Origin of the sequence: Subtercola endophyticus (assembly GCF_021044565.1) — a bacterium.
Taxonomy (GTDB): domain Bacteria; phylum Actinomycetota; class Actinomycetes; order Actinomycetales; family Microbacteriaceae; genus Subtercola; species Subtercola endophyticus.
On sequence record NZ_CP087997.1, the window covers coordinates 1,217,199 to 1,232,084 of the forward strand.

Below are 14,886 nucleotides of genomic sequence, written 5' to 3' on the forward strand. Positions count from 1 at the left end.
CCCGAACCCTCTGAGGGCGCATCTGGCGGCGCGGATCCCCTCGCCCCCGGCATCCCCGACTTCGAAGGCGTCGAGATCACCGATTCGAGCCACCTGGCCGGGGTGCCCGACGAGTTCCAGCGACTCTGGACCCCGCACCGCATGGTGTACATCCAGAACGGAACGCAGCCACACGAAGAGCAGTGCCCGTTCTGCATCGCCCCGTCGATGTCAGACGAGGATGCCCTCATCGTCGCTCGCGGAACGCACGCGTATGTGCTGCTGAACCTGTTTCCGTATAACAGCGGTCACCTGCTGGTATGCCCCTACCGGCATGTTTCGCTCTATGACCAGGCCACGCCCGAAGAGACCGACGAGATCGCTACGCTGACGCAGACCGCAATGCGGGTGGTACGCCAAGTGTCGAAGAGCGACGGCTTCAACATCGGCATGAACCAGGGCCGCATCGCCGGTGCCGGCATCGCCGATCACCTGCATCAGCACATCGTTCCGCGCTGGGCGACCGACGCGAACTTCTTTCCGATCATCGCCAAGACCAAGGCACTTCCGCAGCTGCTGGGTGAGGTTCGGGCATCCATTGCCGCCGCCTGGCCGCTGGCGCACACCGAATAGAATAGAAAGCACTATGACTGACTCCACCCCCACCACCTCCGTCGGCTCGAGCCGAGTCAAGCGCGGCCTCGCCGAAATGCTGAAGGGCGGCGTCATCATGGACGTCGTCAACGCCGAGCAGGCCCGCATCGCCGAAGACGCCGGGGCTGTCGCCGTGATGGCGCTGGAGCGCGTGCCGGCCGACATCCGTTCGCAGGGCGGCGTTGCGCGCATGAGCGACCCCGACCTCATCGAGGGCATTCAGAAGGCCGTGTCGATCCCGGTGATGGCCAAGGCGCGCATCGGTCATTTCGTCGAGGCGCAGATTCTGCAGGCGCTCGACGTCGACTACATCGACGAGTCCGAGGTGCTTTCACCCGCCGACTACGTGAACCACATCGACAAGTGGAACTTCACCATTCCTTTCGTGTGCGGTGCGACCAACCTCGGCGAGGCGCTACGGCGCATCAACGAGGGTGCAGCCATGATCCGTTCCAAGGGTGAGGCCGGTACCGGCGATGTCTCTGAGGCGACCAAGCACATTCGCAAGATCTCGGGCGAGATCCGCGCGCTGAGCTCGATGGCACCCGACGAACTATACGTCGCCGCGAAAGAACTTCAGGCCCCGTACGAGCTCGTCGTCGAGATCGCCGAGACGGGCAAGCTCCCCGTCGTGTTGTTCACTGCGGGCGGCGTGGCCACCCCGGCCGACGCTGCGATGATGATGCAGCTCGGCGCCGACGGCGTGTTCGTCGGCTCGGGCGTGTTCAAGTCGGGCGACCCGGCGAAGCGCGCGGCGGCCATCGTGAAGGCGACGACGTTCTACGACGACCCGGCGGTCATCGCCGAGGCATCGCGTGGGCTCGGCGAGGCGATGGTCGGCATCAACGTCTCCGATCTGGCTGCGCCGCACCGCCTCTCTGAGCGTGGCTGGTAACGCCGCGCGCCCTGTCGGTGTCCTTGCCCTTCAAGGGGACTTTCGCGAGCACGTCGCCGTACTGAAGTCGTTCGGCGCCGACGTCATCACGGTGCGGCGGCCCTCCGAACTGGCACAAGTCTCTGGGCTCGTCATCCCCGGCGGCGAGTCGAGCGTCATCGACAAGCTGTCGCGTATGTTCGGGCTCGCCGACCCGCTGAAAGAGGCCATCGCCGCCGGCCTGCCCGTGTACGGCACGTGTGCAGGGCTCATCATGCTCGCCGACACCGTGCTCGACGGAATCCAGGGCCAGCAGAGCTTCGGCGGCCTCGACATCGCCGTGCGCCGCAACGCGTTCGGTACCCAGAAAGAGTCGTTCGAGGTCGAGATCGACATCCCCGAGCTCGGCGAGCCGCCCGTGCACGCCGTGTTCATCAGGGCTCCGGTTGTCGAGCGGGTGGGGGAGCGGGCATCCGTTCTGGGAGCGCTCGACGACGGGCGAGTGATCGCCGTCGAGCAAGACAACCTGCTCGGAACGTCGTTTCACCCTGAGATGACCGACGACCACCGTTTTCATCGCCGTTTCTACGACCGGGTGCTCAGCACGCAGTTCGGTTAGGCTAGGCGGAGAATTTTCAAGGAGATCACCATGTCAGGTCATTCCAAATGGGCCACCACCAAGCACCAGAAGGCCGTCACCGACGCCCGTCGTGCGAAGTCGTTCGCCAAGCTCATCAAGAACATCGAGGTGGCTGCGAAGCTCGGTGGTGCTGACCTCTCGGGTAACCCCACCCTCGTCGACGCCATTCAGAAGGCGAAGAAGACGTCTGTGCCGAAAGACCTCATCGACCGCGCGGTGAAGCGCGGCGCGGGCGTGGGCTCAGAGGCCATCGACTACCAGACCATCATGTACGAGGGCTACGCGGCCAACGGCGTGGCGATGCTCATCGAGTGCCTCACCGACAACAAGAACCGCGCGGCTGCGGATGTTCGGGCGATCGTGTCGCGTAACGGCGGCACCATGGGCGACCCGGGCAGCGTGGCGTACAACTTTCACCGCAAGGGTGTCATCAAGGTTGAGCACACCCCGACGCTGAGCGAAGACGACGTCATGCTGGCGGTGCTCGATTCGGGCGCCGAAGAGGTCATCGACCACGGGCCCGAGTTCGAGGTGCTGACCGACCCCTCCGACCTGGTGGCGAACCGCACCGCGTTGCAAGACGCCGGTATCGACTACGAGTCGGCCGACATCGAGTTCGTGCCCACCCTCAAGATCGAGGTCGACGCCGAGACGGCGCGCAAGGTGTTCCGTCTCATCGATGCGCTCGAAGACAACGACGACGTGCAGAACGTCTACTCCAACTTCGACCTCACCCCCGAGGTGCAGGCCGAGCTCGAAGAAGACTGACCCGCGCCGCTCCCGCACCGCGCGGTAGTCTGGCGCATGCGCGGTAGTTTGGCGCACGCGCGGTGATTTGGCGCACGCGCAGTGGTTCGGCGCACGGGCGGCGATTTGGCGCACGCGCGGTGGTTCGAACTACCGCAGAGGCGCCGAACCACCGCGTCAAGGCGCGAGACACGCAGCCGGGCGCGAGGGAGTTCGTATTCGGGGCCAGGTAGATTTGCGACGTGCGCGTATTAGGGATCGACCCAGGGCTGACCCGCTGCGGAGTCGGCATCGTCGATGTGTCGCAGAACCGGCGCGCCACGCTCGTGCATGTCACGGTCATCCGCACTCCCGCCGGTGAGCAGCACGAGACGCGCCTGCTGACCATCAGCGACGGCCTCGAACGGCTACTCGACGAGTTCAAGCCGCAACGCGTCGCCCTCGAGCGGGTGTTCGCCGACACCAACGTGAGCACGGTGATGGGCACCGCTCAGGTGAGTGGCATCGCCATGCTCGCGGCTGTCAAACGAAAGCTGCCGATCGGCATGCACACACCGACCGAGGTCAAGGCCGCCGTCACCGGCTACGGCCAGGCCGACAAGAAGCAGGTCGGCACGATGGTCGCGAAGATCCTGCGGCTCGAGGTCATCCCGAAGCCGGCAGACGCAGCGGATGCCCTGGCCCTCGCCATCTGCCACGCCTGGCGTTCACCGCTCGGCGCTCTGGCCGCGGCCGCCCCCACTTCGGACTTGCACGGTGGCGCCGCCTCCCGCCAGCAGCCCGTCGCGCGCCTCACCTCAGCCCAGGCCGCCTGGTTCGCCGCCGAGCAGGCCGCCAAGGCCGCGAGCCCTGAGCGGAGCGGGTTGCGGCAGCGTTAGTTCTGTGCGCCGCCGCCGCTGCGGCGCACAGTGCGACTGGATGCTCGACCGAAGTATTGGCCGCCACCACCGCGAAACGCGACGAGCGTCGTCGCCGCGTTCCGCCGACCACGCTTTGGTGCGCCGCCGCCCCTGGGCCCACGCCGGCCCGAGGCTCCGCGCGCCGCTAGCGGCGGGTGGAGGGGCCCGGTGGGGACGACGCACAGTGCGACTGGATGCTCCACCGAAGTATTGGCCGCTACCACCGCGAAACGCGACGAGCGTCGTCGCCGCGTTCCGCCGACCACGCCTGGCGCCCCCGCGCCCCCGCGCACAGGGCGACCGCGGAGCACCGCGGCGAAAACGGCGGAGAAATCGGTACGGCAGCCCGCATACGCGGGTAGACCCTTCGAATCTCCGCCGTTTCTCGCCAATCCCGGCGCGGCGGCCTACAAAAAGGCACGCCACGCCCGGGGAACATGTGTTCGAATGTCGGGGCGGGCACGTAGGGTGGAGGGGTGATCTCAAGTCTGCGCGGAACCGTACTCGACCTTTACGGCACGGGTGCCGTCATCGAGGTCGGCGGCGTCGGCTTTCAGGTGCAGCTGACGCCCGAACACTCGCTGTCGCTGCGTGTGGGCGAAGAGGCCCGCGTGCTCACCAGCATGATCGTGCGCGAAGATTCGCTCTCGCTCTTCGGTTTTCCCGACTCCGCGTCGCTCGAGATCTTCTCGCTGCTGGTCGGCGTCACCGGAGTCGGCCCGAAGTCGGCCATGGGTGTGCTCGCCTCGCTCTCACCCGACGAGATCGCCCGAGCCGTAGCGGCCGACGACGACGCCGTGTTCCGACGGGTCACCGGCATCGGCCCGAAGACGGCGAAACTCATCGTGGTATCGCTCACCGGCAAGGTCGCCGCCTACACTCGCCCCGCATCGGGCCGGCCCTCGTTCGCCTCGGCGAATTCGGTGCGCGACGACGTGCTGGTCGCGCTGGTGGGTCTGGGCTGGAGCGATCGCAGTGCATCCGAAGCTCTCGACACCGTGCTGACCGTCATCGCGGATGACGAGGCGCAGAACATGCAGGTCGTGCTGCGCCGCGCCCTGACCGAACTCGGCCCGCGGCAGAGCACGGCGGGCCCGCGATGACACCCGCAGACGAGTTGCTGCAGCCCGAGATGATGGGCTCAGAGGCCGAGGTGGCCTTCGAGGGCGCGCTGCGGCCGAAGAGCCTGGCCGAGTTCGTGGGGCAGCAACGGGTGCGCGGGCAGCTTCAGTTGCTGCTGGATGCCGCGACCATCCAGAACCGCACCCCCGACCACATTCTGCTCGCCGGTCCGCCTGGGCTCGGCAAGACGACGCTGGCGATGATCGTGGCGCACGAGAGCGGTCGCCCGTTGCGGCTGTCGAGCGGACCGGCCATCCAGCACGCCGGCGACCTCGCGGCGGTGCTGTCGAGCCTGGTGCCGGGCGAGGTGCTCTTCGTGGACGAGATCCACCGCATGGCGCGCTCCGCCGAGGAGCTGTTGTACCTGGCCATGGAAGATTTTCGCATCGACATCATGGTCGGCAAGGGCGCGGGCGCGACATCCATTCCCCTCGACCTGGCACCCTTCACGCTGGTCGGCGCGACCACCCGCTCGGGGCTGCTGCCGAACCCGCTGCGCGACCGCTTCGGCTTCACCGCACACTTGGAGTTCTACGACACCGATGAGCTCGTCGAGGTTCTGCGCCGCGCCGCAGTGTTGCTCGAACTCGCGATCGAACAGTCTGCTCTCATCGAAATCGCCCGGCGGTCACGCGGCACACCCCGAATCGCAAACCGTCTGCTGCGTCGCGTTCGCGACTATGCCCTGGTGCACGGGGGAGACGCGACACGCGCGGTGGTGCGATCGGCGCTCGAACTCTACGACGTCGACGAGCTGGGTCTCGACCGGCTCGACCGAGCGGTCATGAACATCTTGCTCACGCGGTTCAACGGCGGCCCCGTCGGGCTCAATACGCTCGCCGTGTCGGTCGGCGAGGAGTCCGAGACCATCGAATCGGTCGTCGAGCCGTTTCTCGTGCGCATCGGTCTCATCATCAGAACCCCGCGCGGCCGCATGGCCACCGCCGAGGGCTGGCGGCACCTCGGGCTTCAGCCGCCCGCCGGCGCCCTCCCCGGCCCCACCTCCAGCACCGGGCGAGCGGATGCCCACCCATCGTCGACCGGCGCCGAGCCGCTGTTCGACGATGAACTATAATTCAAGCTGACGTTCAGCCCCGCTCAGTATGCTGGGGCCGTCTGCACCCCAATTTTTGGAAGGCTCGAACTTTTTCATGGACCCGTTAACCCTCATAATGCTGGCCGTCTTGGCCGTACTCATCATCTTCATGGTGCGCAACAGCCGCAAGCGCAAGCGTGAGGCAGAAGAGCTCACCAACAAGATCACCGAGGGGGCGTACGTCATGACCAACTTCGGCGTGTACGGCACGATCCGCACCATCGACATCGAGAACAACTTCATCTTGCTCGAGACCTCGCCCGGCAACGTGCTCAAGGTGCACCGCCAGACCGTCACGCGTGTCGTTCCGACCGACGAGCCCGAGGCCATCACCGACGCCGAGACCATCGACGACGAGACCGAACCGGCGTTCGGCGAGCGTATTCACGAAACCAAGGCAGAAACATCGGGTACTGTTCTCAACGGCGTTCCGCTCGATGAGAACGGCAAGCCCCGCACCGATTCCACCAAGTCGGGCGAGTAGTCCTCAACCCCGTTCGCGACTTCGTACGACAGTTCTGCCTTCCAGCCTGACCGGCCATAGCTGACCGGTGCTCATTTTCGGCTCACCGGTGCAGTACAGTTTCACGGAGCCGTTATAGAAAGCTGAGTTTCGCAGGTGGCAAAATCAACCGCCGTCAAGAAAGCCAGGCGCACCCTCGTCTGGCTGCTTGTCATCTTCATCGCCCTCGCCGGCGTCAACGCTGCAGGGGCGATCTGGGGTGGCGGTTCATGGCTGCCGAAACTCGGCCTCGACCTCGAGGGCGGCACCGAGATCATTCTCGCGCCGAAGCTCGAGACGGGTCAGACGGTTTCTGACGACCAGGTGTCGCAGGCGGTGTCGATCATCCGGCAGCGCGTCGACGCCAGCGGCGTATCTGAGGCGCAGATCTCCACCCAGGGCGGCCAGAACATTGTCGTTTCGATTCCGGGCACGCCAGACGCCGCGACTCTTGCTCGCATCGAGGCGTCGGCGAAGCTCGAGTTCCGGCCGGTTCTGGTGACCGACACGGCGACCGTACCGACCACCACGCCCACGCCAGGCCTTGACAGCACGCCGACGGCCTCCCCGACGAATGCCAGCGATCTCTCCTGGGTCACCCCGGCGCTCGAAGACCAGTTCTTGAACATCGACTGCTCTTCGACAGCAGCCACGGATGCCGGCCAGGCCCCCGCAGAACAGCCTCTCGTCGCCTGTGGTGACGACGGCGCGAAGTACATCCTCGGCCCCGTCGAGGTATCGGGTGAGACCGTCACGAACGCCACGAGCGGTGTCGCTCAGACCAGCTCGGGCGCTTCGACCGGCCAGTACGTCGTCAACATCTTCTTCAACGACCAAGGCACCAGCGAATTCGCCAACGTCACGACCCGTCTCTCCGGCCTGACCGGCGCCCAGAACCAGTTCGCCATCGTGCTCGACGGCAAGGTCATCTCGGCACCTCGCACGCTCGCGGTCATCACCAACGGCCAGCCGCAGATCTCGGGCAACTTCACCGCTGAGACGTCGAAGACCCTCGCCGATCAGCTGAAGTTCGGCGCGCTGCCCATCAGCTTCACGGTGCAGAGCCAGAACACCATCTCCGCCACGCTCGGCTCGACGCAGCTCATCAGCGGCCTGATCGCCGGTCTTATCGGGCTCATCCTGGTGGTCGGCTACTCGATTCTGCAGTACCGCGTACTCGGCGCTGTGACCATCGCCTCGCTCGTCGTCGCCGGTACCCTGACGTTCCTCGTCGTCGACCTCTTATCGTGGCGAGCCGGCTTCCGGCTCTCGCTCGCCGGTGTCGCCGGTCTTATCGTGGCCATCGGTATCACAGCGGACTCGTTCATCGTGTACTTCGAGCGAATACGCGACGAGTTACGCGATGGCAGAGGTCTCGAATCTGCCGTTCAGGCGGGCTGGAAGCGGGCGATCCGAACGATTTTCGCCTCCGACTTCATCAACCTGATGGCCGCCGTGGTGCTTTACATCTTGGCCGTCGGCAGCGTGAAGGGCTTCGCCCTCACCCTCGGTATGACCACGGTCATCGACCTCGTCGTCGTGATCATGTTCACCCATCCGATCATGACGCTGCTCGCCGAGCTGCCCTTCTTCCGAGACGGACACAAAGCGAGCGGACTCGATCCGCGCCAGCTCGGTGCTGTGTATCGCGGTCGAGCGCAGTTCAAAACGCCGACCCCGGCTGTCGCGCGCGGCAAGCAGGCCTCGTCGAGCCGCGAAGCCGCACGTCGGCAGACAATCGCCGAGCGCCGCGCTGCCGGCGGGTCGACGTTGGTCATCGAGTCGCCGCCCGAGGCGCCCGAAACCGACATCGCAATCGACACGTCGCCCGAAATCGACGTCCCCGTGACATCCAGTGCTCCCGCCGACGATGCCACACCTACGGTCGGCCCGAACAACGATTCGGATGCCGCGACCGATTCGAGCTCAGCCACTCCGAGCTCAGCCACTCCGAGTACACCCAACCCGAGCACACCCAAACCGCCCGTGCGAAAGCCGTCGCCGAAGAGAAAGAAGCGCTGATGGCTCGCATGAGCGACCTGGGTAACGACCTTTACACAGGCAAGAAGTCCTTCAACATCGTCGGTCGATGGAAGCTGTGGTTCGGCATCGCGATCGTGCTCATTCTGATCTCGGTGATCGGGCCCTTCCTGCGCGGCGGGTTCGTGTTCGGCATCGAGTTCCGCGGTGGTTCACAGTTCTCCATCACGCAAGTCGCCGACCAGAGCCAGCAGCTCGGAATCGACGCCGTCAAGTCGGTGGATCCCTCTGTGGTTCCTGCGGTGACCACGCTCGGCCAGAATGGTGTGCGAATTCAGACCGACCAGCTGAGTGACGCTGAGAGCAGCCAGGTTCAAGATGCACTCGCTGCGGCGTACAACGTCGCTCCGACAGACGTCACCTACAACTTCATCGGGCCGACCTGGGGTGCAGACATCACCGGGCAGGCGATCCGAGGGCTGTTGATCTTCCTCGCGCTGGCGGCCATCTTCATGGCCATCTACTTTCGAACGTGGAAGATGGCGGCCGCAGCGATGATCGCGCTGCTGCACGACCTCGTCATCACCGCGGGAATCTACGGAATAACCGGCTTCGAAATCACCCCGGCTGCCGTCATCGGCTTCTTGACGATTCTCGGCTACTCGCTTTACGACACGGTCGTAGTGTTCGACAAGATCCGCGAGAATACCCGTCAGATGGGCGAGAAACCGACACGTACGTTCAGCGAGACGGTGAACCTCGCCGTCAACCAGACCCTGGTGCGGTCGCTGAACACCTCGGTCGTGGCCATGCTGCCCGTGGCATCCATTCTCTTCATCGGGGCCTTCGTGCTCGGCGCCGGAACGTTGCGCGACATCTCGCTCGCACTGCTCATCGGTATCTTCGTGGGCACCTACTCCACGATCTTCATCGCCTCGCCGATGTACGCACTGTTCCGCAGCAGCGAGCAGAAGATCAAGAAGCAGGATGCCCGGGTGCTCGCCGTGCGAGCGCAGAACGCGGCCGTGGCAGACACCGCTGCGCAGAACGAAAGCATTTCGGCCTAGCCGGCGTGCAATTCGCCGCGCAGGAGCCCGGGCTGAGAGCGAACACGCGCGTGGGCGTACGCCGCCGAGTGCGATAATGAATTCGGAGGCGGCCCATGACTGAAACCGTTGCACCGACCAATGCGTCGCTGCGAAGGCTCGTGCCGCGCCTCTTCTCTCGCGCCCAGCCCGCTGGCGCCGTCGACACCCTGATCAGAACGGTACGGGCCAATCACCCGAAGGCCGATCTCAGCATCATCGAGCGTGCGTACACGGTGGCTGAACGGGCTCACGACGGCCAGAAACGCCGCTCGGGCGAGCCTTACATCACGCATCCGGTAGCAGTGGCACAGATTCTGGCCGAGCTCGGCATGGGCACCAAGGCCGTCGCCGCCGCACTGCTGCACGACACTGTCGAAGACACCGACTATCGACTCGACGACCTTCGAGCGGAGTTCGGCGACGAGGTGGCCATGCTCGTGGATGGCGTCACCAAGCTCGACAAGGTGAAGTACGGCGAAAGCGCGCAGGCCGAAACGGTGCGCAAGATGATCGTGGCCATGTCGAAAGACATCCGCGTGCTCATCATCAAACTCGCCGACCGCCTGCACAACGCCCGCACCTGGGGCTTCGTCTCAACCGAATCCGCGACGCGTAAGGCGCAGGAGACGCTCGAGATCTACGCGCCGCTGGCACATCGGCTGGGCATCCAGGCCATCAAGTGGGAGCTCGAAGACCTGTCTTTCGCTGTTCTTTCACCGAAGCTCTATGTCGAGATCGAGAATCTCGTTCGCCAGCGCACGCCACAGCGCGAGGAGTACGTGCAGCAGGTCATCGACCTGGTCACCGAAGACCTGAAGTCGTCGAAGATTCGCGGCAAGGTTGCCGGCCGGCCGAAGCAGTACTACTCGATCTACCAGAAGATGATCGTGCGCGGTCGCGAGTTCGACGAGATCTACGACCTGGTGGGCATCCGTGTGCTCGTGAACTCGGTGCGCGACTGTTACGCCGTGCTCGGGTCGATCCACGCGCGGTGGACGCCAATGCCGGGCCGCTTCAAGGATTACATCGCGACGCCGAAGTTCAACCTCTACCAGTCGCTGCACACCACGGTGGTCGGGCCGGGTGGCCGTGCGGTCGAGATTCAGATTCGCACCAACGAGATGCACCAACGTGCCGAGTTCGGTGTGGCCGCGCACTGGAAGTACAAAGAGCGCGTCAACTCGGGCAAGACCAGCGGGGTAGACGACCGTGGCGACGCCGACATGGCGTGGCTCGCCCGTATTTCCGACTGGCAAGCCGAGACCGTCGATCCCGGCGAATTCCTCGACTCGCTGCGCTTCGAGATCGGTGCCAAAGAGGTCTACGTCTTCACGCCCAAGGGCCGAGTCATCGGTCTGCCGGCGGGCGCCACCCCGGTCGACTTCGCCTACGCCGTGCACACCGAGGTCGGTCACCGCACGATGGGGGCGAAGGTCAACGGTCGGCTCGTGCCGCTCGAGAGCACGCTGACGACGGGTGACGTGGTCGAGGTGTTCACCTCGAAGAATCCCGACTCTGGGCCCAGCCAGGACTGGCTGAGCTTCGTGCAGAGCCCGCGTGCTCGCAACAAGATTCGTCAGTGGTTCACGAAAGAACGCCGTGACGAGGCCATCGAACAGGGTCGCGACTCGATCGCCCGCGCGATGCGAAAGCAGAACCTGCCGTTGCAGAAGCTGATGAGCCAAGACGCCTTCACCGAGGTGGCCGCTCAGCTGAGTTACAACAACGTCGAAGCGCTGTACGCCGCCATCGGCGAGGGACACGTCTCGACGCAGTCGGTCATCGAGAAAGTGCTGCAGTCACTGCAGGCCGAAGTCGAGAGCGACGACAGCGACCTCGAGGTCGTCGTCGGCAGCCGGCGACCGCGTTCGACCCACAGCGAATCGGGCGTGCTTGTGCGTGGGGCCCCCGACATTCTGGTCAAGCTCGCCAAGTGCTGCACGCCCGTTCCCGGCGACGACATCGTGGGATTCGTGACCCGTGGCACTGGTGTCTCCGTGCACCAGAGTGACTGCCACAACGTGCAGTCGCTGCTGCAGGAGCCCGAGCGCATGATCGAGGTCGAATGGGCGCCGTCATCGAAGAGCGTCTTCCTCGTTCAGATCCAGGTTGAGGCTCTCGACCGTTCCGGGCTGCTCTCCGACGTCACGCGGGTGCTCTCAGAGCACCACGTCAACATTCTCTCGGCGACCGTCAGCACCTCGCGCGATCGTCTCGCCATCAGCCGCTTCGTCTTCGAAATGGGCGACACCACGCACCTCGACCGTGTACTCAACGCCGTTCGCCGCATCGACGCCGTCTACGACGTCTATCGCGTCAGCGGCGGCTGACCCGGCGACGCCCCGCCCTGGGCCGTGCCTTGACTGAATAGGCCCGCCCTGCACGAATCGACTTGACGAGTGATAAAAGCTCGCTTTAACGTTATCGTTGGTCATGCCTGTTGCAACGAATGACTATGCCGACCTCATGTCCATCGTCTTTTCGCTACTGATTTTGCTCTGCATATTCGCCGTTCCGATAGGCATCGTCGTGTTCTTGCTACTCATGCGCAAGCGTTCGCGACCCATCAGAAACGGCATTGCCGGCACTGCGCGCGTCATTTCGACGTCGTACGCCAGTGGAGGCGCCGTCTCTGAGAACTGCACCATGAACCTCGTGGTGCAGGCCCCGACGGTTCAGCCGACGGCGGTGCGATGGTTCGGCATGGTACGGCTCTCTCGCTGGCCGTCGATCGGCGACGACCTTCCGGTGTCGATCGACCCCCGCAACACCCAGAAAGTCTCGGTGCTCTGGAACCAAGTTCCGTCGACCCGCGATCGAGCTGCAGCGGAGGCGCAGCGGGTCGCCCAATCAATGCGAGACCGTGCATCAGGCGGCGACGGATTCGGCCAACGATAGTCAACTCTCGGTCGTGACAAGCGGCGGGGGGTCGGCGATGCTGGCGAAGCCGTCGTCGAGGGCGTAGACCTCGCCGTCGAGGCGGGCGGCGCAGAGTTCGGCTAACGAGAGTCCGTCGACGAAGGCGGCGAGGTGGTCGGGGATGCGTGCTGTTTGGGGGAGTAGAGCTGTCATGCATCCATGATCGAACAACCGGCACCGCGGAATTGCTCAACCGAGCAGATCTGTGGAGAACTGCCCAACGCTGCAGCAATCTTCGTGAGTGCTGCTCTGCTCCCGATCTCGCGCGTCGTTTTTCGTCGCTGAGTCACCCGTATAGCAACAAAAAACGACGCGCGAGTGAGGCCGGAACGGATCAGTTCAGGGCGTCGAGCCAGATCTTGCGGGCATCCAGAGCCTCTTGCAGCTCGGCGACCTTGGCCGCGTCGCCAGCGGCAGAAGCGGCGTCGATCTCGACCTGAAGTTTGGCGATGGCGTCGGTGAGCTGACCGGCGAGGCCTTCGGCCCGCGCCTTCTTCTCGGGGTTGTTCTTCTGCCAGAAGTCCTCGTCGAGCTTGCGCACGGCGGCCTCGACCCGGCGCAGCCGGTCGTCGACGTTCTTGACCTGATCGCGCGGTACCTTGCCGATCTCGTCCCAGCGACGCTGAATCGAGGTGAGCTTGTCACGCGCGACCGTACGGTCTTTCTCGGTGAGCAGAGTGTCGGCCTCGGTGAGCAGGGCGAGCTTCGCCGTGAGGTTCTCAGAGAACTCTTCGTCGTCTTTCGCGACGACCTCGCTGCGGGCGGCGTAAACCGCGTCGCCGGCGGCCTTGAACTTGTCCCAGAGCTGGTCGTCGACACGCTTGCCGGCGCGGCCTGCGTTCTTCCACTCGACGAGCAGGTCACGGTAGGCGTTCACTCCGTCGGCACCACGGGGGATAAGTGCTTCGGCGCGCTCGACGAGCTGCTGCTTTTTGCTGCGGGCGTCGCGGTGCGCGTTGTCGAGCTCGGCGAAGAACGCCTTGCGGTGCCCTTCGATGATGGTGCGAGCATCGCGGAACCGCTTCCACAGTTCACCGGCCTCGGCGCGGGGGAGCCGCGGGCCGTCTTGCTGGTGCTTCTGCCAGCGGGCGAAAAGATCGTCGAGCCGGGCGGTCACCTGCTTCCACTGCGCCTTCGCCGGGTCTTCGGCGGCCAGCGCCTCGACCTCTTCGACGATCGCGGTGCGCTCAGTGATCGCTTCGGCGAGCTGAGCCTTCGTCTCGACCTGCTGTTGCTCGGTGAGCGACGAGACAACGACGGTCAGGGCATCCACTCGCTTCTTCAGCGCGGCGAGGTCGCCGATGGCGTTCGCCGTCTCGATGGCGCCCGAGAGCGATGAGACCGCTTTGGAGACGTCGGCGGCCGATGCGCCGCGCTTGACCCGCTGCTCGAGCAGGGTGACCTGCCCGGCCAGGTCGGTGTACTTGCGTTCGAAGTAGGCGAGCGCCTCTTCGGGAGTGCCGTCGGGGTATTGGCCGACGACACGCTCGCCCGAAGCCTCACGCAGATAAACCGTTCCGGTTTCGTCTACGCGGCCCCACGGGTGCTGGTCACTACTGATCACGAAATTCACCCTACTGCACGGTGAGGCCGGTGATAGTGGTGGCGACGGCGGGCTTCTCGGTTCCCGACTGCACTCCGGCCGCGATGACGTCGGTCTGCAGCGTCGGCATTCCGCTCGTCACATTGCCGATGACCGTGTACCCGCCGGCAGTGTCGGCCGGAATCGTGCTGTCTTGGTAGACGATGAAGAACTGGCTGCCCTGGCTGTAGGCCGCATCCGACTGACGAGCCATGGCGATGGTGCCCGCAGGGTAGACGTTGTCGGCGGGTGCGTTCTCGACCGGGCCGTAGTAGTACCCCGGGCCGCCGCTGCCGTCGCCGTTCGGGTCGCCGCACTGCAAGACGTAGATGCCGGTCGTGGTGAGGCGGTGGCACGTGAGCCCGGTGTAGAAACCGGCCTGCGCGAGTGAGATGAACGACGAGACGGCTTGCGGGGCCGCTGCTCCGTCGAGCGTGATGGCGAGCGGGATGTTCGTGTTGAGGGTCATCGTGCCCGTCCACGGGCGCCCCTCTGCGAGGGTCGACGACGGCACGTTTCCGCTGTTCGCGGAGGCGTTGGGGGTGGCGGCCGCCGTCGGTGCGACCGACGCCGAGGCCTCCGGAACGGGCATTCCCGGTCCGCTCGAGAAGTAGAAGACCTGCACCACGATGGCGGCGATGATCACGACGAGCCCGACGATGACCGAGAGGAGGTTGTCACGCTTGCGACGAGTGATCTGTTTCGCGTGCACGGTCTGGCGAGCCTGGTAATTGCGCAGTCGCTGCTTCGACTCGCGCGCCTCGCGCTCGGAATTGCTGGGTGCCACGGATCCTCCACTGCCCG

At 65.0% G+C, this 14,886-nt stretch carries 15 protein-coding genes; 12 read left to right on the forward strand and 3 right to left on the reverse strand.

Annotated elements, in window-relative coordinates; all coding sequences use genetic code 11:
• The first annotated feature begins 51 nt into the window (after nt 1–51).
• The 12 genes from LQ955_RS05795 to LQ955_RS05850 all read left to right on the forward strand — a co-directional run bounded on the left by LQ955_RS05795 (nt 52) and on the right by LQ955_RS05850 (nt 12,479).
• Nucleotides 52–612 carry an HIT family protein gene (locus LQ955_RS05795; protein WP_231028062.1) on the forward strand — a complete coding sequence of 187 codons (561 nt, stop codon included), beginning with the start codon at nt 52–54 and terminating at the stop codon, nt 610–612.
• 13 nt (nt 613–625) lie between these two features.
• Complete coding sequence (gene pdxS, locus LQ955_RS05800) at nt 626–1,528, forward strand: pyridoxal 5'-phosphate synthase lyase subunit PdxS (protein ID WP_231027236.1); 903 nt, start codon at nt 626–628, stop codon at nt 1,526–1,528.
• Entirely contained in the window at nt 1,518–2,126 is a 609-nt protein-coding gene (gene pdxT / locus LQ955_RS05805; RefSeq protein ID WP_231027237.1) for a pyridoxal 5'-phosphate synthase glutaminase subunit PdxT, read from the forward strand. Before pdxS ends, pdxT begins: the two co-directional genes overlap by 11 nt.
• Before the next feature lie 30 nt (nt 2,127–2,156).
• The gene (locus tag LQ955_RS05810) at nt 2,157–2,915 is read left to right on the forward strand and encodes a YebC/PmpR family DNA-binding transcriptional regulator (protein ID WP_231027238.1); all 759 of its coding nucleotides are present in this window, start codon (nt 2,157–2,159) and stop codon (nt 2,913–2,915) included.
• A gap of 221 nt (nt 2,916–3,136) precedes the next feature.
• Entirely contained in the window at nt 3,137–3,772 is a 636-nt protein-coding gene (ruvC, locus tag LQ955_RS05815; RefSeq protein WP_231027239.1) for a crossover junction endodeoxyribonuclease RuvC, read from the forward strand.
• Nucleotides 3,773–4,269: 497 nt separating this feature from the next.
• Entirely contained in the window at nt 4,270–4,896 is a 627-nt protein-coding gene (gene ruvA / locus LQ955_RS05820) for a Holliday junction branch migration protein RuvA (RefSeq protein WP_231027240.1), read from the forward strand.
• 14 nt (nt 4,897–4,910) lie between these two features.
• A complete protein-coding gene (gene ruvB / locus LQ955_RS05825; protein ID WP_231028063.1) occupies nt 4,911–5,990 on the forward strand; it encodes a Holliday junction branch migration DNA helicase RuvB in 1,080 nt (359 codons plus the stop codon).
• A 76-nt stretch (nt 5,991–6,066) separates the two neighbouring features.
• A complete protein-coding gene (locus LQ955_RS05830) occupies nt 6,067–6,495 on the forward strand; it encodes a preprotein translocase subunit YajC (RefSeq protein ID WP_231027241.1) in 429 nt (142 codons plus the stop codon).
• A gap of 135 nt (nt 6,496–6,630) precedes the next feature.
• Nucleotides 6,631–8,535, forward strand: a complete 1,905-nt coding sequence (gene secD, locus LQ955_RS05835; RefSeq protein ID WP_231027242.1) for a protein translocase subunit SecD — start codon at nt 6,631–6,633, stop codon at nt 8,533–8,535.
• A complete protein-coding gene (gene secF / locus LQ955_RS05840) occupies nt 8,535–9,560 on the forward strand; it encodes a protein translocase subunit SecF (protein WP_231027243.1) in 1,026 nt (341 codons plus the stop codon). Before secD ends, secF begins: the two co-directional genes overlap by 1 nt.
• 95 nt (nt 9,561–9,655) lie before the next feature.
• Nucleotides 9,656–11,911 carry a RelA/SpoT family protein gene (locus tag LQ955_RS05845; RefSeq protein WP_231027244.1) on the forward strand — a complete coding sequence of 752 codons (2,256 nt, stop codon included), beginning with the start codon at nt 9,656–9,658 and terminating at the stop codon, nt 11,909–11,911.
• 103 nt (nt 11,912–12,014) lie between these two features.
• Complete coding sequence (locus tag LQ955_RS05850) at nt 12,015–12,479, forward strand: hypothetical protein (RefSeq protein WP_231027245.1); 465 nt, start codon at nt 12,015–12,017, stop codon at nt 12,477–12,479.
• On the opposite strand, the gene LQ955_RS05855 is transcribed toward LQ955_RS05850, so the two are convergent.
• The 3 genes from LQ955_RS05855 to LQ955_RS05865 all read right to left on the reverse strand — a co-directional run bounded on the left by LQ955_RS05855 (nt 12,480) and on the right by LQ955_RS05865 (nt 14,869).
• Entirely contained in the window at nt 12,480–12,653 is a 174-nt protein-coding gene (locus tag LQ955_RS05855) for a hypothetical protein (RefSeq protein ID WP_231027246.1), read from the reverse strand.
• A gap of 181 nt (nt 12,654–12,834) precedes the next feature.
• Nucleotides 12,835–14,064 carry a DUF349 domain-containing protein gene (locus LQ955_RS05860; protein WP_231027247.1) on the reverse strand — a complete coding sequence of 410 codons (1,230 nt, stop codon included), beginning with the start codon at nt 14,062–14,064 and terminating at the stop codon, nt 12,835–12,837.
• A gap of 10 nt (nt 14,065–14,074) precedes the next feature.
• On the reverse strand, nt 14,075–14,869 hold the full coding sequence (locus LQ955_RS05865) for a peptidylprolyl isomerase (RefSeq protein ID WP_231027248.1): 795 nt from the start codon (nt 14,867–14,869) through the stop codon (nt 14,075–14,077).
• Nucleotides 14,870–14,886: the final 17 nt, after the last annotated feature.